This window comes from Serratia sp. UGAL515B_01 (genome assembly GCF_033095805.1).
Classification (GTDB): domain Bacteria; phylum Pseudomonadota; class Gammaproteobacteria; order Enterobacterales; family Enterobacteriaceae; genus Chania.
Map to the genome: position 1 here is coordinate 1,416,900 of NZ_CP109901.1, position 18,743 is coordinate 1,435,642.

Here is an 18,743-nt window from a genome sequence, read left to right on the forward strand (position 1 = left end):
CATTTGCGCGCAGAGCAAGGCGTGAGCCGCGAGGTTGGGTGGCCCCAATAAGCGGCGAACAACGCAGCTATGCACGCCAATGGCGTCAGCCCGTAGGGTCGCGCCCCGAAAGCCTATTCTCTGTGTTGTCGGGCTTGAACAGAGAGCCACTCTGCCCTTCACCCTCCGCCTTGATAATGGGCTTTTGGGGCTGCGACGGCACCACGGATAGTTAAGGGACACAGCCTAAAGGTGGCACGCTTGGAGCGGATCTTAGAGGAACAGATGTTAGCTGTGCCCTTGGTAACCTGTGGAGATACAGCCGGGTAATGCGGTTTGAGTCTCTTTGAATCTATAGCCTATTAGCTGGTTCTAGGGCACTGTCGGGAGAGGTTAGGATGAAAATAACCAATAAATACTATGACGCTAGCAAAGCGCATCATACACCTCAGGGATTTCGCAACCTAGAGCCGACGTTGCATGAAAAGGGGGATTTGAAACGTTGGCAGAAGGAACGAAAAAAACAGCGTTTACCCAAGCCACCGCAAGCAGGATATGCCCAATTTACCCAGCGTTGGTGGCAACAAGCCGATCTGAGTGGTAGCACAGACTGTATCTGGTGGCTAGGGCATGCATCTGTATTGCTGAGGTTAGGGGGCCGCTATGTGCTTATCGATCCAGTATTGTCATCCCGTGCATCCCCAGTGAGTTTTTATGGGCCTCGGCGGAAAACGCCACCCCCATTAACGATACAACAGTTACCCGCAGTGGATGTGGTGCTAATTTCTCATAATCACTATGATCACCTCGATAAGAGAACTATTTGCGAACTGACCAAACGATTTCGAAGTGCTACTTTCATCGTGCCCTTAGGTCTAAAATCGTGGTTTAGTCATTATCCTGCTAAACGGGTTGTGGAGTTGGATTGGTGGGAAAGTGTGACGTTGGATGGTATGGCATTTTATGCCACGCCAGCACGCCATTGGAGTATGCGCACCCCTTGGGACCGAAATCGGTCGCTATGGTGCGGTTGGGTGATACACCACCCCGCGTTGCGTTTTTATTTCTCCGGAGACACGGGTTACAGTAGGCAATTGGTAGAGATTGGTTCTCGCCTTGGTCCATTTGATATCGCTGCGTTGCCAATCGGTGCTTATGCGCCGCGATGGTTCATGCAGGAGCAACATATGGACCCACAACAGTCGGTCTTGCTATATCAACAATTAAATCAGCCTCGAGTGATCCCTATTCACTGGGGTGTTTTTGAGTTAGCCGATGAATCTTTGGATGAACCTCCAGAACAATTAATTCACGCAGTGAAAATGGCAGGAATTGAACAACATCGGTTTCATCTGCTAAAAATCGGTGAACGTATGGAGATTGGTTCTCTCCCTTAATATATTCGTTATACCTTTAGCTTTCTGGGAGTGGCTACTTGGCGTAGCCAACTCACTATGGCATCGAACTGATAGAGAGACGGGGGCTTTCCTATTCTGACAAGGAGGTAATGGTCTTATCAGTAGGTGATTGAATCAGTCATTTATCGATATTCAAATATTGCATATAAAATCCCATAAAAATTCAAAAAATTTTAAGATTTTTTTACCGAATTAGCGGTTATTTCTAGGCATAACCTTTCGGTGCTGGCCTGAAAAAATTCTTAAAATTCATGTCCTATTTGGAGTATCAAGCCGCTTCTTTGCAAAGCAGAAAATAGCGAAGTCTTCAACCTCTTTTGCTCTATTTAATCTATTCTTGCCGCTGACCGTTCCAAATATGTGCGACATATCCATCACTGATTAAAAATGGCTTGCCATACTTTACAGAGTATGTAATAACGCACTTGGGTAAAACGAGGTACAGTTCTGTATATGTGTGGCATTTTCAGTAAAGAAGTTCTGAGTAAAGACGTTAGCGTTGAATACCACTTCTCTGCCGATCCTTATCTTGGTGCCTCAAGCAGTAACGACTCTAGTTTGTCTATGTAACGCCTACGGGCGGTTTAAACAATCCAAAGGAAATACTCAAGATGGCAAAGATCAAAGGTCAAGTTAAGTGGTTCAACGAGTCTAAAGGTTTCGGTTTCATCACCCCAGCTGACGGCAGCAAAGATGTATTCGTACATTTCTCTGCAATTCAGGGTAACGGCTTCAAAACCCTGGCTGAAGGCCAAAACGTAGAATTCGAAATCCAAGATGGTCAGAAAGGTCCATCTGCAGTAAACGTTACAGCGATCTAATCAGGATTAGCTGTACAAAAAACCCGCCCTCAGGCGGGTTTTTCGCTTTTATACCCAAAATAATTCGAGTTGCAGGAAGGCGGCAACGCAACGAATCCCCAGGAGCTTACTCAAGTAAGTGACTGGGGTGAGTGAGGAAAGCCAACGCACATGCAACTTGAAGTATGACGAGTATAGGGCAATAAGGGCTCAGCCGGTTATAACAATCCCTGAATATTGATTGCGGCCTTTAATATCTGGGTAGCTGGGGTCTTGCTGACGGTGGCGGCTGTTACGGCGATAGCTGGTGTATTTAAAGTATTGCGGTTGAGTGCGGGTACTATCTAGGGTACAGAGAGTGCAACTTCCTGCCTGGTCGACTGCGGCAAATCCTAAGTCGTTGAGCTTGTTTTTCGCGATAGCGGCCAAGTCTAAGTGCCGGTAGCTTGGGCTAATTATCTCCGCAGGGTAGGGTAATAGCTGCTTAAAATGTGTGATTAGCTCCTCATTGACCTCGTAACAACAGGCACCCGCCGCAGCCCCAATAGAGGCGACCCAGTTTCCGGTGCTGTCGTCTCGGTTTATCCTCTTTGCCATTTGTTCAACAATACCGTGTAGCAGGCCACGCCACCCTGCATGCACAGCGCCGATCGCGCTACCGTCTTTACGGCTGAAAATCACTGGCAGGCAATCTGCTGTTAGTACAGCGATCAGTATCCCTGGCTCGCGGGTAAAAAATCCGTCGGCTTCCCCGCAATGCTGAGCTGGCTGATTAATATCGACAATACGTATGCCATGTACCTGCTTTTTTTCGGCAAGAGTCGAGCGATAGGGTTGCAAGGATAACGGTAATAGGGCGCTTTTATCGCCAAAGCCATGAGTGATCTTTTGGATGGTGCTCAAAAGTGGAGAGTAATCGGTCATAAACGTCTTTTACCAGCGCCAAGGTGGGAACACTCAGTTTAGCCAAGATCGCAACGTATTGGCCAGGCCAAGTGACTCAATAGATCCCTTCGCGTTATAGCAGACTAAAATGGCTGGCTTTGAGCATCTTAGGCATTTGAGATTAAGCCGTTGCCTTGCATCGAACAACGGCCTTATTTAGACTACCCAGCGCCGTAACTCTCTGAGATCAACGTTATGCTTTATCAGTGCCCGCTGTGCCATCAACCACTTAATTTCGCCAGCCTGCAATGGTGCTGTGAAAATAACCATCAATTTGACCAAGCCAAAGAGGGTTATGTCAATTTAATGCCTGTGCAGTACAAGCGTTCCAAACAGCCAGGAGACAGTGTCGAGATGATGCGCGCACGTCGTGCCTTTCTTGATAGTGGGTACTATCAACCGTTACAACAGCGGATAGCCAACCTGTTGGCAGAAGCGGTACCTGTTGAGGCGCAAGCTTTACTGGATATTGGTTGCGGAGAAGGTTATTACACTGCTGCGGTGGCGGAACAACTTTCTCAATTAAGGAGGATCGCCGTATACGGTCTGGATGTTGCTAAAGGGGCCATTCGTCTGGCGGCAAAACGTTATCCAATGGTCTCATTCTGTGTGGCTTCCAGCCACCATTTGCCGTTTGCCGATGCTTCTCTTGATGCAGTATTGCGTATCTATGCGCCTTGTAAAGCTGAAGAGTTGGCGAGGGTGGTAAAACCTGGAGGCGTAGTGATTACCGTGTCACCGGGGCCGCGGCATCTTTACCAACTGAAAGAAATGGTCTATCAAGAAGTTAAGCTACACGCAGAAAATGGTGAGCAGCTTGGCGGGTTTGCATGTGAAATGTCAGAGCGATTGGCTTATCCTATGATGTTGCCGGGAGAACAGGCAGCCAACTTATTGCAGATGACACCGTTTGCCTGGCGTACCCCATTGGACGTGCAAATGAATTTGGCCGCGATGACCATTTTTGCTTGTGAGACAGATTTTGCGATCCGTTTGCACCGCCGCCACTGATGTAATCAAAAAAAGCCTGCTGTAGACAGGCTTTTCAACTGAGTGGCATCAGGCAAAATAGCCGAGGTGTTCAAGCAGAATATTAATCCCAATCCCGATCAATACAATACCGCCAAGGATTTCTGCTCGCTTACCAAGTATCGGCCCGATAAAACGGCCAATCATCATGCCCAGCGTTGCCATAATCATGGTCGCACAACCGATCGCCATTGCAGTATGAACAATATTAACCTGTAGAAAAGCCAGCCCTACCCCAATAGCCATAGCATCAAGACTGGTTGCAATTGCGGTTGTCACGAGCACCCAGAAGCCATGGCGTTTTAGCTGCTGGTTTTCATCCGGGGTGTTTTTCACGCCTTCAACGATCATGCGCACACCCAGAATTAACAGCAGGCTGAAAGCAATCCAATGATCCCATTCAATGACGTATTGGCTGGCAAATACCCCTATGCCCCAGCCGATCAGTGGAGTTATGGCTTCGATGATGCCAAAGATAAGACCAGTACGAACTGCTTCACGAAAACGAGGTTTATGCAATACAGCACCTTTACCTACAGATGCAGCAAATGCGTCCAGGGACATGCCAAAAGCCAAGATGAGTGTTGCAGAAAGGTTCATATTGAGTCGTCTCGGCCGGGTGGCTCCATATACACGTAACCCACCCCCAACCATACGACGGCGTCACGTGTCTATGGTCTCGCCAAGCTTTAATGCTGCCCGCACCACGTTTCAAAAACGAAACGAGTATGTTGATACGGACGTTTCTGATTTTTTAATCACCAGAAACCGGCTACTCCCCAATAACGCGCAAAACAGTACCATACTGTTTTCATCACGTACAATCTTTATTTTAGTTTATTATATGAAATTGAGAATTGTTATTATTCAATGTGGTTTGTAGAGATAACTTTGCCTATAATAGCAACAGGAGTGTGGGAATAATAACCAAAAAGATAAAACGATCTTGAGAAATAATCCCCCAATGTCATTTGGCAATAATTATATTAAGTGTGTAAATTTAATTTAATGATTTTCAACAAAAAAATTGCAAACTCTTTCTAAGTCATCTAACTGTGTAACCTATGTTAATAATCTACGTTGTTCTAAATTAATCACTAAAATACCATCCTCAGATAAATTCATTGCTCTAATCTTGGCATAACTTGTAAAAATATTTGCATAGAAAAATCCATGAGTTTTAAACAATATTTTCGGCCAGCGAATATAAGAAATATAAACCGCAATCAATGCGAGAGAAATTAATAGGTAGGTGGTTACTATCCCGCCTTGACTGATAATATTTTTGTAGATCAGAATAGCGACCAAACCGACAAAGGTCAGACAGTCAAGGCGATTGCTGCGTTTTAACTGTATCGGCAACAGCGTTTTGCCTTTCATCAAGCTCATGCCGAATTCATCGTAGAGCGCATATAAAAGCATCAGCAAAATAAAAATCAATAGTACGCTGTTGGTTAACGACATCTCACCACTCCATCAATAAAAAACCGGGGCTTTCCCCCGGTTATCAGAAAAGATTACAGGCCAAGCAGGCCGATCCAGTAACCAAAGATACCGATGATAAAGAAGCCGATAATGAGCCAAAGCGCATTGATTTTTTTGCGTAATAGCCACATACAGCAAAAGGTCAGCAACAGTGGTACTAAACCCGGCATCAATTGGTCGAGAATGGTTTGTACGGTTGTCACTGCGGTGTGACCGGTTTGGTCAGTAATTTTCGATACTACCAGCGGGATGTTCACGTGCGTCCACTTGTTGACCAAGGCTCCCATGACAAACAGGCCGAGAATGGACGCTCCTTCCGTCAGTTTCTGCAGGAAGCCACCGCCCATATCGCCAACGAGATCAACTCCTTTGCGATAGCCGTAGTAACGTACCAACAGGCGTACCAGGTTAAACAGTACAAAGAATAGAATTGGGCCGAGCAGACTGCCGCTCATGGCAATACCTGCCCCCAAGTGCAGTAAATACCGGGCGCACAGTCCCCCAGAAAATTGGGTCACTAACGCCAGCAAGCGGCCCCATCAGACCCACTTTGATACCGTTAATAGCTGCGTCATCAATAGCAGCACCGTTGGCACGTTGCTCTTCCATTGCTGCGGTAACGCCAAGCTCCTCGTTGAACTTAAGATACAGTTTTGTATCTCTCTTGTTACCGTCCTGGTAGTCATTTCGTCGGTTTATGTAAATTATTAAAGAGTAAAGTTACAAAAAAACTTTATCTGGTGGATTTAAAGCCGGTCAGGTTACATGCGAATTGACAGCATTTATTTTATTGAGTGAAACAATAATTTTTGTGATCTTGTTCAGCTATTAGTGGATCGGTTCCCGCGGGTGGTTTGTTTGAGGAATTAAACAGCAATAATGTTACGAAAGAATACATAAAGTAAAAAATGCTACTTTTCCGCCGAAAAGTTTCCTGCTAAAGTGCGTTCTTCTTAAATTATCAAGGAGTGAAGGGCCTCAGCCCCCCTATGGACTGTCACCGAAGTTATTATTTACCTGTATTCCCCCTGCAACTGCATAGTATGGTCAGCCTTTTCAAGGCCGTAGTCCGTGTCCCGTTAATACAATTCTGGTTTTATCCACGCAGCCTTCGTATTTTTTTCCCTTTGTGTTTGAGTACGGCTCGAAAAGCCTGCCTTTTTTCTGGAGTCTGATATGGAAATCTTAATGGACCCCTCGATTTGGGCAGGTTTATTGACACTTGTGGTCTTGGAAATTGTACTGGGCATCGATAATTTGGTGTTTATCGCTATTCTGGCCGATAAACTGCCGCCAAAACAGCGAGATAAAGCGCGCATCATCGGTTTATCGTTGGCTTTGTTGATGCGCCTTGGCCTGCTTTCGGTGATCTCGTGGATAGTTACGTTGACCAAGCCGCTGTTTAGCATCGCTGAGTTTAGTTTCTCTGGGCGCGATCTGATCCTGCTGCTTGGAGGGATATTCCTACTGTTCAAAGCCACGATGGAATTGCATGAGCGGCTGGAAGGGAAAACGCATGAGGAAGGTGCAAACAGAGGCTATGCCAAATTTTGGGCAGTAGTGGTGCAGATTGTCATTCTTGATGCAGTGTTCTCTCTCGATGCGGTAATTACCGCTGTGGGAATGGTGAATGATCTGCCTATCATGATGGCTGCCGTGGTCATTGCTATGGCCGTGATGTTGCTTGCCTCCAAGCCACTGACCAACTTCGTCAACGCACATCCGACCATTGTCGTACTTTGCCTGAGTTTTCTGTTGATGATTGGCCTGAGTTTGATTGCTGAAGGCTTTGGGGTGCATATTCCTAAAGGTTACCTCTACGCAGCCATTGGCTTCTCAATTCTGATTGAATCTTTTAACCAGATCGCGAGACGCAATTTCATCAAGCACGAGGCTCGTCGGCCAATGCGTGAACGAACGGCAGAAGCTATCATGCGCCTGATGGGGCAACCGCATTCACAGCCGCAGGTTAACGATAATAATCCGCGTAAAGTGAGGGAAACCTTCGCAGAAGAGGAGCGATATATGATCAGTGGTGTGCTGACGCTGGCTTCGCGAACGCTGCGTAGTGTTATGACTCCGAGAACCGAGATTTCCTGGGTTGACTGCGAACGCTCCCGTGACGAAGTACGTGAACAACTGCTGGACACTCCACATAGCTTATTCCCGGTATGCCGTGATAAGTTGGATGAAATCATAGGCGTAGTGCGCGCCAAGGATCTCTTGGTCGCGTTGGAGCAGGGTGTTGACATTGCTGAGTTTGCTTCTCTCACTCCCCCGTTGGTGGTGCCAGAAACCATGGATGTTATCAAACTGCTAGCGGTATTACGCCGTGCCAAAGGCCGTTTGGTGGTGGTGACCAACGAATTTGGCGTGGTGCAAGGGTTAGTCACACCCCTAGACGTATTGGAGGCGATTGCGGGAGAATTTCCTGATGAAGACGAAACGCCAGACATTCTTGTAGAAGGTGAGCGCTGGCTGGTCAAAGGAGGGGCAGACCTTCACTCGTTGGAACAGGCATTGAACTGTGACAATTTAGTCAGCCCGACAGAGGATTATGCTTCCCTAGCAGGTTTTCTGCTCTCACATTCAGGCCACATGCCGATGGTAGGGGATAAGATCGAGCTTAACGCACTATGCTTTGAGATCCTTGAAGTCTCTGATTATCGTATCGAACTGGTTAGCATCTCCAAAGTGATGGCTCCGTACCAGCAAGAGGCCTAATCGATCAGGCCGAGGGAGGTTCCTTCGGCCTTCATGTCTTTTCTTTGGCTTGCGGCCCCATTGCCCGTTGACGGGTTTCATATTGCTGTAACCACGATGGGAACATGCCGATAGGCATTGGCTTGGCGAAGTAGTAGCCCTGCAAGGCATCGACTTTGCGTGAGCGTAAATATTCGACCTGTTCTTTGGTTTCAACTCCTTCCGCAACCAGCTTGAGTTTCAGTCGTTGTGCCAGCGTGATAATGGTATCAGTCACGGTGGCGTTGATAGCATCGGTACCAATAGCTGCTGTAAAACCATGGTCTATCTTCAATACATCGGGGCTGAGTTTTTTTAAGTAACTCAGCGAGCTGTGCCCTGTGCCAAAATCATCTATCGCCAGCATGATCCCCATCTCTTTAAGCGCTTTAATTTGCTCATGCTGAATTTCTGACAGCGAAGTACGCTCTGTCAGCTCCAGCATCAAGGATGACATCGGGTTGGCTGGTAACCAGATGTGGCGGATATCATCAATAATGCTGACCGCGTTGAAATGCTCGGCTGCGACGTTAATGCTGATGTAAAACGAAGGGCGCTGAGGAAACAAACTGAGGTTCTCGACGACCGTCGTCATCAGATGACGTGTCAATGGAATGATGAGGTCATGCTGTTCGGCTAGCGGAATAAACACATCGGGAGGGATCCAGCCCTGACGCTTGTTTTTCCAGCGTAGCAATGTTTCGATACCTACACACTTGCCATTCTCACTGTTGATAATAGGTTGACAGTAAACACGAAACTCGTTGTGGGCCATGGCGTGAACAATAGAATAAGTCATACTCATTCGGTTGGCGGTGCTCAGATAGACCACATACGCGCTTAGTAAACTCAGCATGAGGGCAAGAGGAATGTGGTGTGGTAACGCTGCCAGCGCTAAATCAGTGGTATTTTGGCCATACAAAGAAATAGAGAATGGGTACTTGACCGAATGGGCGATATATTGTGGATTTTCCTTTGCCTGTTGAGATGAGGGATAGCTAATCGCTTTCTGCCCGTACTCCAGTCTACGTTCACCGATATTTAAAACGATCCTTTGTGCATAAGGCTCTTGAGGTTCAAGCAAAAAATTCGCTAACAGCTCGATATTAAATACGTTTAGTACGCCGCTACCGTTTTGCTTGGTTAATGGTGTCCACAATACCAACGTAGGGGTGCCTTTTGCCACAACTAATGAAGGATGAAGTTCTAACTGAACTTTGCCAGTAGTCAGTGTTGGGAATAGTGCTGAAAAGACAAAATTACGTGTGCCGAAGATGCTGGAACAATAGATTGTCCCATTCTGCACCAGCAGAATAGCGCGTAACGCCTGATTTTGTGCTGCATAATAACGTAGTGCAAGCATTACCGATTCACAGGGTTGCCCTACTAATAGCAGAGTGTGGGCAGTTTGTTGTTCCGTAGGTGAAAGTATTTTATTAAGTTTGTTAATGATGCGGCTTGCTAAAACTTGCTGGTCCTGTTCTGTTTTACTCACTTCTTGATAATAGTGGGTAGACAAAGAAATCAATAAAATAGCCAACCCAACCGTACTCGCGATAAGCCAACGGTAATAACGATAGTTCCTAGCGGCCAGTTGGTTCATCACCATCAAGTCAGTCCTAGTTCAGTCAGATGGACAAAGCGAGTCATAGCTAAAATTCCGCTATAGGGTTGCTGACTAATTCTAGACTATTCGTCTGTAAAATTTTTGTAATTCAATAAAGTATTTCAATTGAGCAGTTGCAGGAAGGGATGAATGGAATAGAAAAGTGGAAAATGGACACAGGAAAAGTCATTCTGTCTCTGCTTTATAATAGAAAGATCCATTAAAAGCACGGGTATATACTCGTCATACTTCAAGTTGCTTGGGTGTTGACTGCCTTCGTTCACCCCAGTCACTTACCTGAGTAAGCTCTTGGGGCTTCGCTCAGTTGCCGCCTACAAGCAACTCGAATTATTCTGAGTATATATCCCAAGGTAACTTCAAGCTACAGGAAACTGAACGACAAATTTGTCTACAGCAGCCCGAAGGAGGAGGTCGTTAGGCTACGTCCCTCAATTGCTCGTGGTGCCTCGCATACCCCAAAACCCGTTGTCAAGGCGGAGGGTGAAGGGCAGAGTGGCTCTCTGTTCAAGCCCGACAACACAGAGAAAGGGACCCTTCGGGCTGGGGCCATTGGCGTGCATTGCTGCGTTGTTCGCCGCTTATTTGGCCCACACCAAACCTCGCGACTTATGCTTTGCTCTGTGCGCAAATTACCGCCAGCGGCGCTCGCGTACAATTGAGGGACACAGCCTAGATGTGCAGATTAACACAGCTAACGCTTCTGCCGCTTGAAGTACTAAGGGGATATCAATATCCACACGCTGCTCAGCTTAGTCACATTGGACTTTAATCGCCAGCCCACCGCGGGACGTTTCACGGTATTTCGCGTTCATATCTTTACCGGTTTCGTACATGGTTTCGATCACTTTATCCAGAGATACACGTGGTTCACTGGTACGGCGTAAGGCCATCCGAGCTGAGTTGATCGCTTTCACTGATGCAATGGCATTACGTTCGATGCAGGGAACTTGTACTTGGCCAGCTACTGGGTCACAGGTTAGCCCCAAATTATGTTCCATACCGATCTCCGCTGCTATGCAGACCTGCTCAGGACTGCCGCCTAACAGCTCTGCCAAACCTGCAGCAGCCATTGAGCAAGCAACGCCCACTTCACCCTGGCAACCCACCTCTGCACCAGAAATTGAGGCATTCATCTTGTACAATGTCCCAATAGCGCCAGATGCCATAAAGTAACGAATATAGATATCTGGGGTGACGGATTCAATGAAATGATCGTAGTACGCCAGTACGGCAGGAACTATTCCACAGGCACCGTTGGTTGGTGCGGTAACTACGCGTCCACCAGCGGCATTCTCTTCGTTTACTGCCAACGCGAACATATTAACCCAGTCGATCACATTCATCGGGTCATTGGATAGCTTATCGGAAGAAACCAATAAACGCCTTAAGGCAGAGGCGCGACGCGGGACCCGTAGTGGGCCGGGCAGCACGCCCTCGGTATTCAGGCCGCGCTCCATACAGGCGCGCATGGTTTGCCAAACGTCACTGAAATAAGTTTCGATTTCCTGCTTACTGTGGAGTGCCAGTTCGTTTTGCATCACTATGCCTGAGAGGGAAAGTCCTGTGCTGCGGCAGTTCGCCAACATTTCGTTTGCAGAGCCGAAAGGATAAGGGACGGTAACTTCACTGTTATCGGCTTTGCCAAAGTGTTCTTCATCAACGATAAATCCACCACCTATAGAGTAATAGATCTTACTGTAAATTTGTTTGTCCCCGCTGAACGCGTGGATCTGCATACCGTTTTCGTGTAGTGGCAGATTGTCACTACGGAAAACCATGCCACCATCGCGAGGGAAGTCGACTTCATGTTGCCCATTTGCCAGCAGTAGGCGCTGACGTTGCTCGACATCGCGGATGAACCCGGGAATTGCATCTATATCAACAGTATCGGGCATATTACCCGCCAGGCCAAGAATAATGGCAATGTCCGTATGGTGGCCTTTACCGGTCAATGAGAGTGAACCATAAACGTCGACGGTAACGCGCGTGACAGAAGACAACAGGCCTTCATGTACCAGATCGTCGACAAACTGTTTACCGGCTTTCATCGGTCCTACAGTATGAGAACTGGAAGGGCCGATACCGATCTTAAACATGTCGAAAACGCTAATCACGCTAAACTCCTTAAAAGAGGCATATTTTTATGGGTGCGCGTCTAAAATGCGCAGAGCACTGCGATGGTATGAAAGGTCCCTGTGGCCTTTTTCGCATTGAATGTTCCTTGGGGCCACTTTCTGTCTTGACTGCCTTAGAGAGTGGTTAGACCACGGGGGGATTATACCGATCCCAGGTCTTCTGGTAGCAACCCTGTCACCATTTTGGTAAAACAATGTTATATAAAAATCGATTTTTTTAGCAATTTATTCCAGTATGAATTACTTTACAGGCATTTAGTAATGTTGAAGAGAGTAATTTCAGTTTTTAAAAGAGTAATGGCACGAAAGGTAGTGGAAAAAGTAGCTCTGTAAATTGATATCGCTCACGACACTCCTAAATACGCCATCAGCGACTGAAAAAATGTGATTTAAATCACAATTAAATGTTCACCTGTTGTGCAAGCCGACGGATGATGGCGGCGGTGAGTCCCCAAACAAACTGGCTCTGATACCAGGAAAGATAAACTCGATGTGTATGACCCTTGCGGTGAATATCCAATGGATAATAGCGTAATAGCGAGAGTGCCTCATGCAGAGGCATTTCAAATACTTCAGCGACTTCATCTTCATTGGCGTGAAATTCGATATCTGCGGGAATTAAACCCACAACCGGCGTGACTTTGAAACCGGTATTGCTGTCGATCGGTGCCAACTGGCCAAGTATTTTTACAGCGTGCGGAGGAATAGCAACTTCCTCCTGAGCTTCACGCACGGCAGTCGCGATGGGTGAGAGATCCTCACGATCGGTTTTACCACCGGGAAAGGCGACCTGTCCTGCATGTTTACGCAATGAATCCGCTCGACGGGTGAGTAGCAAGGTCGGTTCTGGCCTGCAGATTATGGGGATCAGCACCGCTGCAGGACAGACGTTGTACGAGCTCTGCGTAGCCTGTGGTAACTGTAACTGAAAACGGCTGATAAAAGCAGCCAGCGATGGTGGATAAGGCTGATGGTTCACGACAGGGTAAACTCCCCCAGCTGTGGCAAAATGCGGCCCAGCTTATCAAATGTTTCCTGATATTCCGCTTCTTCCCAACTATCGGCGACAATCCCTCCGCCAGCAGAACAGAATATGTGTCCGTTTTCAGTCGTCAGGGTTCGTATAGTAATACTAGTATCCATCGTACCGCAGAAACTGATATAGCCAATGCTGCCGCAATAGGCATTTCGTCGCTGTGGTTCAAGCTCTTCAATAATTTCCATAGCACGGACTTTAGGAGCACCAGTGATTGATCCGCCAGGGAAGCAGGCGCGCAAAAGTTCAGTAGCAGGGGTGGCACTGGGGAGTGTGGCGGTAATGGTACTGACCAGATGATGTACTGCCGGAAAGGGTTCGACTTTAAACAGCTCTGTGACACGCACGCTGCCTGGCTGAGCAACTCGGCCTATATCATTACGCAATAAATCGACGATCATCAGGTTCTCTGCCCGATCTTTCGCTGAGCTGGCCAGTTTCTGTGCTTGCTCAGCATCCTGACAGGCGTCGGTAAGGCGTGGCAAAGTACCTTTGATTGGTCGGGTTTGGATTTGCCTGTTTTCTAACCATAGGAAACGCTCTGGCGAAACGCTCAGCACACTGTTTTGTGCCAAGCGTAAGAAAGCGGAAAACGGAGCACGGTTGTTGGCACTTAACTGAAGGAATGCCTGCCATTCATCTCCTTGGTATGGAGCGGAAAAGCGCTGTGCTAGATTAATCTGATAGCAATCACCACTACGCAGATACTCCTGGATCCGGCGGAATTTCTCGCCATATTGCTGGCGTGTCATGTTCGCCTGCCAGTTTCCAGATAAGGCAAAGGGCTTAACTCGTGGTGCTTGCTGCTGGTTAAGCCATTGCCAACGTTTGTCAACATTGCCATAACTGAGCAGTGTCAGCATCTCTTTTTGATGATCAGCGATTAATGCCCAATCATAAATCCCTACGGCCATATCCGGCAGCTTGATATCAGCCTGCGCCCTTTGCGGCAGTTTTTCTATTCGCCTGCCTAAATCATAACCGAATAGGCCTAATGCTCCGCCCTGAAAAGGCAGATCGTTATTCGATGGTGGAGACAAATTCATGGCGTCAAGCTGTTGTTGTAACTGCAAGAAAGGGTCAGCTTGTGAACAGTGCCGGATGTCTCCTCGCTGAACTTCAGTATCGGAACCGTATGTTGTTATCGTGACACGAGGTTCAGCAACCAGAATATCAAAGCGGTTATGGGAATGTTCAGCAAAACCTGAATGCAGCAGCATAGCCCAAGGGGTGTGTGCCAAAGAGGCGAATAATTCCAATACAGCACCGCGAGTATAAGGCAACGATTTAAGGTTTGGTGTGGTGGCACTCATGAGTATTAAAAACCCGACTAACTGAAACGGCGATGTAGGGCGGTTATTGTGCCATATTACGCGAGCAGACGCAGCTGGTTGAAAAGAGGTAAGGTCATCACAACGTGGTAATTCATAGGAATGAAAACGACTGGCGGGCAACAAGACAATAGACGTTGGGATCCGCAGTCTTAGAGCGTATAATTCGTCTCCATCTTTGCTGGAGAGAAACACATGCTTGCTGGTATGCCGTCACTGAGTCACCAAGAGCAGCAGGAAGCTGCTGAACGTATCCATCATCTTATGGAACAAGGTATGAGCAGTGGTGAAGCCATTGCACTTGTCGCGCAAGAAATCCGCGAAAAACATCAGGGCGATCGGGTGACTGTGATGTTCGAGGATGAACAAGAACAGGAAGAGCCGACAGAGTACCTGGACGAAGATAGTGAAGACACCAAAAATTGTTGATGGTGTTTGGGGCCCCGGTATGCCGAAACCCTAGAGTATTATTCTAGCACCTTAACCGCAGCGGCGGCCTGCTTTGCTAACGTGACAGCTTGTTCAATATTTGTTGCGGTAGAGAGTGCGACGCCCAGACGACGTTTGCCACTGATGTCCGGTTTGCCAAATAAACGCACCTGATTGTATCCCTTTAATGCAGAGTCTAACCCGCTAAAACGGACATCATTGCCGGTGAGTTCTGGCAGGATCACCGCAGAGGCGGAAGGCCCGAATTGGCGGATAACGTTGATTGGTAACCCAAGAAACGCTCTTACGTGTAGAGCGAACTCCGACAAATCCTGTGAAACCAGTGTGACCATACCGGTATCGTGCGGGCGTGGAGAAACCTCACTGAAAATTACCTCATCGCCGCAGACAAAGAGCTCGACACCGAATAAACCCAAACCGCCTAATGCGTTGACGACTTTTTCCGCGATTGCTTGTGCTCGACTAAGTGCCAATTCAGACATCTGTTGTGGCTGCCAGGATTCACGGTAGTCGCCATCTTCCTGACGATGGCCGATTGGAGCGCAGAAATGGATGCCATCAACGGCTTTGATAGTTAACAAGGTGATCTCGAAATCAAATTTTACTAATCCTTCGACAATCACCCGCCCACCACCGGCACGACCTCCTTGCTGCGCGTAATTCCAGGCGGTATTCAATTGCTGTTCATCACGGATCAGGCTTTGGCCTTTACCCGATGAGCTCATGACCGGTTTGACGATACACGGATAACCAATTTCTGCCGCCGCTTGACGGAAGCTCTCCTTGCTATCCGCAAACTGGTAGCTGGAAGTGGGCAATCCTAAGGTTTCTGAAGCTAAGCGACGAATACCTTCACGATTCATGGTAAGACGTGTGGCTTCAGCGCAAGGTACTACGCGATGGCCTTGTTGCTCCAGTTCAACCAGCATATCGGTGGCGATAGCTTCAATCTCTGGCACGATATAGTCGGGACGTTCTTGCTCGATCACTGCTTTCAGTGCATTGCCGTCCAGCATATTGATGACATGGCTACGATGTGCTACATGCATGGCAGGGGCGTCGGCATAGCGATCTACAGCGATCACTTCTAACCCTAAACGCTGGCATTCAATGGCCACTTCCTTACCCAGTTCGCCTGAACCGAGCAGCATGACACGCGTAGCAGAAGGACGCAGGGCGGTTCCAATCGTTAACATAGTTTCGTACCTGATTCTGTAGGAATTAATACGGTCTGACAATGAGTGCGCAGTATATGCGAAAACGATTGCGTACGCAGCAAGGCTGCACTTAAATCGAGGGGATGAATAGAAATCTGTTATCATCTGCGCCAGATCCGGCGCCTGCCCAATGGCCGCGCCACCTTTTCACCTGCCATATAAGAGTCATTGCCGTGAGCACAGTTTCTTTTTCCTCCCTGCCACTGCCAGCTGAACAGTTGGCCAACCTCAACGAACTGGGGTATGCCGAAATGACGCCGGTACAGGCCGCAGCGTTACCTGCCATATTAAAAGGACAGGATGTACGTGCCAAAGCAAAAACCGGCAGCGGTAAGACAGCGGCGTTCGGTATTGGCCTGCTGGATAAAATCAATGTTAGCCAAGTGGCAACGCAGGCGCTGGTCCTCTGCCCGACACGTGAACTTGCCGATCAGGTCAGTAAAGAGTTACGTCGTCTTGCCCGTTTCACGCAGAACATCAAAATATTGACCCTTTGTGGCGGCCAACCGGTCGGACCACAGCTCGACTCTTTGGTGCATGCTCCCCATATCGTGGTGGGTACGCCAGGCCGTGTGCAGGAACATTTACGCAAAACAACCCTGGTACTTGACGATCTGAAAGTACTGGTGCTTGATGAAGCCGATCGTATGCTGGATATGGGTTTCGCGGACGATATTGATGATGTGATCAGTTACACCCCACAAACACGTCAGACTTTGCTGTTTTCTGCCACTTATCCGGCAGGTATTGAACGCATCAGTGCCCGCGTGCAACGCCAGCCTCTGAATGTGGAAGTTGCGGATAAGGAAGAGCAAACAAATATCGAACAGCGCTTCTATGAAACTACACAAGATCAACGCCCTGCACTTCTGGTTGCGGCCCTTCGCCATTATCAACCGTCCTCATGCGTCGTATTCTGCAACACCAAGCGTGACTGTCAGAGCGTGTTTGAAGCGCTCGAAAGTCGTGACATTAGCGTGTTGGCGCTTCACGGCGATCTGGAACAGCGGGACAGGGATCAGGTGCTGGTGCGTTTTGCTAACCGGAGTTGCCGTGTGCTGGTGGCGACCGATGTTGCTGCTCGTGGTCTCGATATCAAAGAGTTGGCGTTAGTGGTCAACTACGAGCTGTCGTTTGATCCGGAAGTGCATGTTCACCGCATTGGCCGCACCGGGCGAGCGGGTTTGAATGGGTTAGCCATCAGCTTGTGTACGCCACAGGAAATGGTACGCGTTCATGCCCTTGAGGACTATTTGCAGATGACCGTGAAGTGGGCACCGGTATCTGAATTGAGCGGAGCTCCAAACACTCCCCTTGAAGCTGAAATGGTCACACTGTGCATCGATGGCGGCCGCAAGGCTAAAATTCGCCCAGGTGATATTCTTGGCGCGTTGACCGGAGAAGCTGGACTGACTGCGGCAGAGGTCGGGAAGATCGACATGTTCCCGGTACACGCTTATGTGGCCATCCGCAAGGCGAGTGCGCGCAAAGCATTACAACAGCTCCAGCAGGGAAAAATAAAAGGTAAGAGTTGCAAAGTGCGATTGTTGAAATAATAAATGATGGATTGCTTGCGACCTGCTGTGAAAGTACCTTATACTGTATAAAATCACAGTGCCTTGCTCTGATTAATTCGAGTTGCGGAAAGGCGGCCAGCTCATGAATCCCCAGGATGACTGTGTGCCTGGGGTGATAAATCTGTTGAGAGCCGCTTTGAAAGCTGTTAGCTATGGCCCTAAAGGGGAAAGTAATCGTGCGCAGCTAACGCCTCTGCAACTTTAGTATGATGAGTATATAACCTTTGAGGAAACGTTCATGGCTGTTGAAGTGAAATATGTAGTAGTCAGAAACGGTGAGGAAAAAATGACTTTCGCAAACAAGAAAGAAGCCGATGCCTATGACAAGATGCTCGATCTGGCTGACGGCCTTGGCGAATGGTTGCAGCAAGCGCCTGTTACGTTGGAAGAAGAACAGCGTGAAGCGCTAAGCCTTTTCTTGGCAGAAAATAAAGATATGTTATCTCAGATTTTGCGTGGTGGTGCAGCCCCACAAGAAACCGTAAAAAAACCGGCTAAAAGCAAAACGGATAAAATGGTACTTCTCTCGGAAGAAGACGCAGAGCCAAGAGAACAGGCCGCGTGATACGCGACATAATCAGTTAGTTTTACGTTGCAGGTAGCTCATCCTCCTGCAACGAGCAGGGTGGGTTCATATAGGATTTTAACGCTGCGTGCCTTAACCTTTTCAGTTGCTTCGAGCAAGGTATTATGGCTGGTCACAAAATCATTACTATCCGTGACGCCAGTGAATCGCATTTCGAACCGGGCGAAGTATTACGCGTCAGTCGCAATGAAGCTGGTGTGTTTTTTGTTTTGTTGAGATCAAATCGGTAATGGCGGTACATCTTGATGCTCTAACTAAAGAACATGCGAGACAAGAAAATATGTCCCTTAGCGAGCTAAAAACAGCTCATTGAAGAGATCTATCCAGGCTTGGAAAAGTTATTTGTTATTACTTTCAGTAAACTTTAATCCTTTCTTATCAGACTA

The 18,743-nt window shown here is 47.9% G+C and carries 16 protein-coding genes, 2 pseudogenes and 1 riboswitch; of the genes and pseudogenes, 9 read left to right on the top strand and 9 right to left on the bottom strand.

Features of this window, described 5'->3' with window-relative positions; translation table 11 throughout:
* Positions 1-377: 377 nt before the first annotated feature.
* The 3 genes from OK023_RS06560 to cspE all read left to right on the top strand — a co-directional run bounded on the left by OK023_RS06560 (position 378) and on the right by cspE (position 2,218).
* Positions 378-1,376, top strand: coding sequence for an MBL fold metallo-hydrolase (locus OK023_RS06560; protein WP_317696089.1), 999 nt, complete (start codon positions 378-380; stop codon positions 1,374-1,376).
* A gap of 474 nt (positions 1,377-1,850) precedes the next feature.
* On the top strand, positions 1,851-1,967 hold the full coding sequence (locus tag OK023_RS06565; protein WP_317696091.1) for a DUF2627 domain-containing protein: 117 nt from the start codon (positions 1,851-1,853) through the stop codon (positions 1,965-1,967).
* Positions 1,968-2,008: 41 nt separating this feature from the next.
* Positions 2,009-2,218 carry a transcription antiterminator/RNA stability regulator CspE gene (cspE, locus tag OK023_RS06570; protein WP_002221949.1) on the top strand — a complete coding sequence of 70 codons (210 nt, stop codon included), beginning with the start codon at positions 2,009-2,011 and terminating at the stop codon, positions 2,216-2,218.
* Positions 2,219-2,407: 189 nt separating this feature from the next.
* Here cspE and OK023_RS06575 read toward each other — a convergent pair whose 3' ends face one another.
* Positions 2,408-3,121, bottom strand: coding sequence for a polyphenol oxidase family protein (locus OK023_RS06575; protein WP_317696094.1), 714 nt, complete (start codon positions 3,119-3,121; stop codon positions 2,408-2,410).
* Between the two features lie 216 nt (positions 3,122-3,337).
* On the opposite strand from OK023_RS06575, the gene rlmA reads away from it, so the two are divergent.
* The gene (rlmA, locus tag OK023_RS06580) at positions 3,338-4,153 is read left to right on the top strand and encodes a 23S rRNA (guanine(745)-N(1))-methyltransferase (RefSeq protein ID WP_317696096.1); all 816 of its coding nucleotides are present in this window, start codon (positions 3,338-3,340) and stop codon (positions 4,151-4,153) included.
* 48 nt (positions 4,154-4,201) lie between these two features.
* Here the strand turns inward: rlmA and mntP are convergent, their stop codons facing one another.
* The 3 genes and pseudogenes from mntP to manZ form a co-directional block, all read right to left on the bottom strand.
* A complete protein-coding gene (mntP, locus tag OK023_RS06585) occupies positions 4,202-4,771 on the bottom strand; it encodes a manganese efflux pump MntP (RefSeq protein ID WP_317696098.1) in 570 nt (189 codons plus the stop codon).
* Positions 4,772-4,776: 5 nt separating this feature from the next.
* Positions 4,777-4,964: riboswitch (yybP-ykoY riboswitch) on the bottom strand.
* Positions 4,965-5,233: 269 nt separating this feature from the next.
* Positions 5,234-5,635: a DUF986 family protein gene (locus OK023_RS06590; protein WP_317696100.1), complete on the bottom strand. Its 402-nt coding sequence runs from the start codon at positions 5,633-5,635 to the stop codon at positions 5,234-5,236.
* Positions 5,636-5,688: 53 nt separating this feature from the next.
* Positions 5,689-6,283 (bottom strand): annotated as a pseudogene (gene manZ, locus OK023_RS06595) (PTS mannose transporter subunit IID); the annotation flags it as partial.
* A gap of 549 nt (positions 6,284-6,832) precedes the next feature.
* On the opposite strand from manZ, the gene OK023_RS06600 reads away from it, so the two are divergent.
* Positions 6,833-8,380, top strand: a complete 1,548-nt coding sequence (locus tag OK023_RS06600) for a TerC family protein (RefSeq protein WP_317696102.1) — start codon at positions 6,833-6,835, stop codon at positions 8,378-8,380.
* Between the two features lie 31 nt (positions 8,381-8,411).
* Here the strand turns inward: OK023_RS06600 and OK023_RS06605 are convergent, their stop codons facing one another.
* The 4 genes from OK023_RS06605 to pabB all read right to left on the bottom strand — a co-directional run bounded on the left by OK023_RS06605 (position 8,412) and on the right by pabB (position 14,509).
* Positions 8,412-10,007 carry an EAL domain-containing protein gene (locus tag OK023_RS06605; RefSeq protein WP_317696105.1) on the bottom strand — a complete coding sequence of 532 codons (1,596 nt, stop codon included), beginning with the start codon at positions 10,005-10,007 and terminating at the stop codon, positions 8,412-8,414.
* 767 nt (positions 10,008-10,774) lie between these two features.
* On the bottom strand, positions 10,775-12,139 hold the full coding sequence (gene sdaA / locus OK023_RS06610; protein WP_317696107.1) for an L-serine ammonia-lyase: 1,365 nt from the start codon (positions 12,137-12,139) through the stop codon (positions 10,775-10,777).
* Between the two features lie 421 nt (positions 12,140-12,560).
* Positions 12,561-13,139 carry a CoA pyrophosphatase gene (locus OK023_RS06615; protein WP_317696109.1) on the bottom strand — a complete coding sequence of 193 codons (579 nt, stop codon included), beginning with the start codon at positions 13,137-13,139 and terminating at the stop codon, positions 12,561-12,563.
* Complete coding sequence (gene pabB, locus OK023_RS06620; RefSeq protein WP_317696112.1) at positions 13,136-14,509, bottom strand: aminodeoxychorismate synthase component 1; 1,374 nt, start codon at positions 14,507-14,509, stop codon at positions 13,136-13,138. The genes OK023_RS06615 and pabB overlap by 4 nt, the downstream gene beginning before the upstream one ends.
* Positions 14,510-14,722: 213 nt before the next feature.
* Here pabB and OK023_RS06625 point away from each other — a divergent pair, with 213 nt between their 5' ends.
* A complete protein-coding gene (locus OK023_RS06625; RefSeq protein WP_317696114.1) occupies positions 14,723-14,956 on the top strand; it encodes a YoaH family protein in 234 nt (77 codons plus the stop codon).
* A 38-nt stretch (positions 14,957-14,994) separates the two neighbouring features.
* Here the strand turns inward: OK023_RS06625 and purT are convergent, their stop codons facing one another.
* Positions 14,995-16,173, bottom strand: a complete 1,179-nt coding sequence (gene purT, locus OK023_RS06630) for a formate-dependent phosphoribosylglycinamide formyltransferase (protein WP_317696116.1) — start codon at positions 16,171-16,173, stop codon at positions 14,995-14,997.
* Between the two features lie 194 nt (positions 16,174-16,367).
* Between purT and dbpA the strand changes: the two genes are divergently transcribed.
* The 3 genes and pseudogenes from dbpA to yqfB all read left to right on the top strand — a co-directional run bounded on the left by dbpA (position 16,368) and on the right by yqfB (position 18,725).
* Positions 16,368-17,750, top strand: coding sequence for an ATP-dependent RNA helicase DbpA (dbpA, locus tag OK023_RS06635; protein WP_317696118.1), 1,383 nt, complete (start codon positions 16,368-16,370; stop codon positions 17,748-17,750).
* 259 nt (positions 17,751-18,009) lie between these two features.
* Positions 18,010-18,336 (top strand): YebG family protein, encoded by a 327-nt coding sequence (locus tag OK023_RS06640; RefSeq protein WP_317696120.1) that lies wholly within the window; start codon positions 18,010-18,012, stop codon positions 18,334-18,336.
* Positions 18,337-18,461: 125 nt separating this feature from the next.
* A pseudogene (yqfB, locus tag OK023_RS06645) lies at positions 18,462-18,725 on the top strand (N(4)-acetylcytidine aminohydrolase).
* Positions 18,726-18,743: the final 18 nt, after the last annotated feature.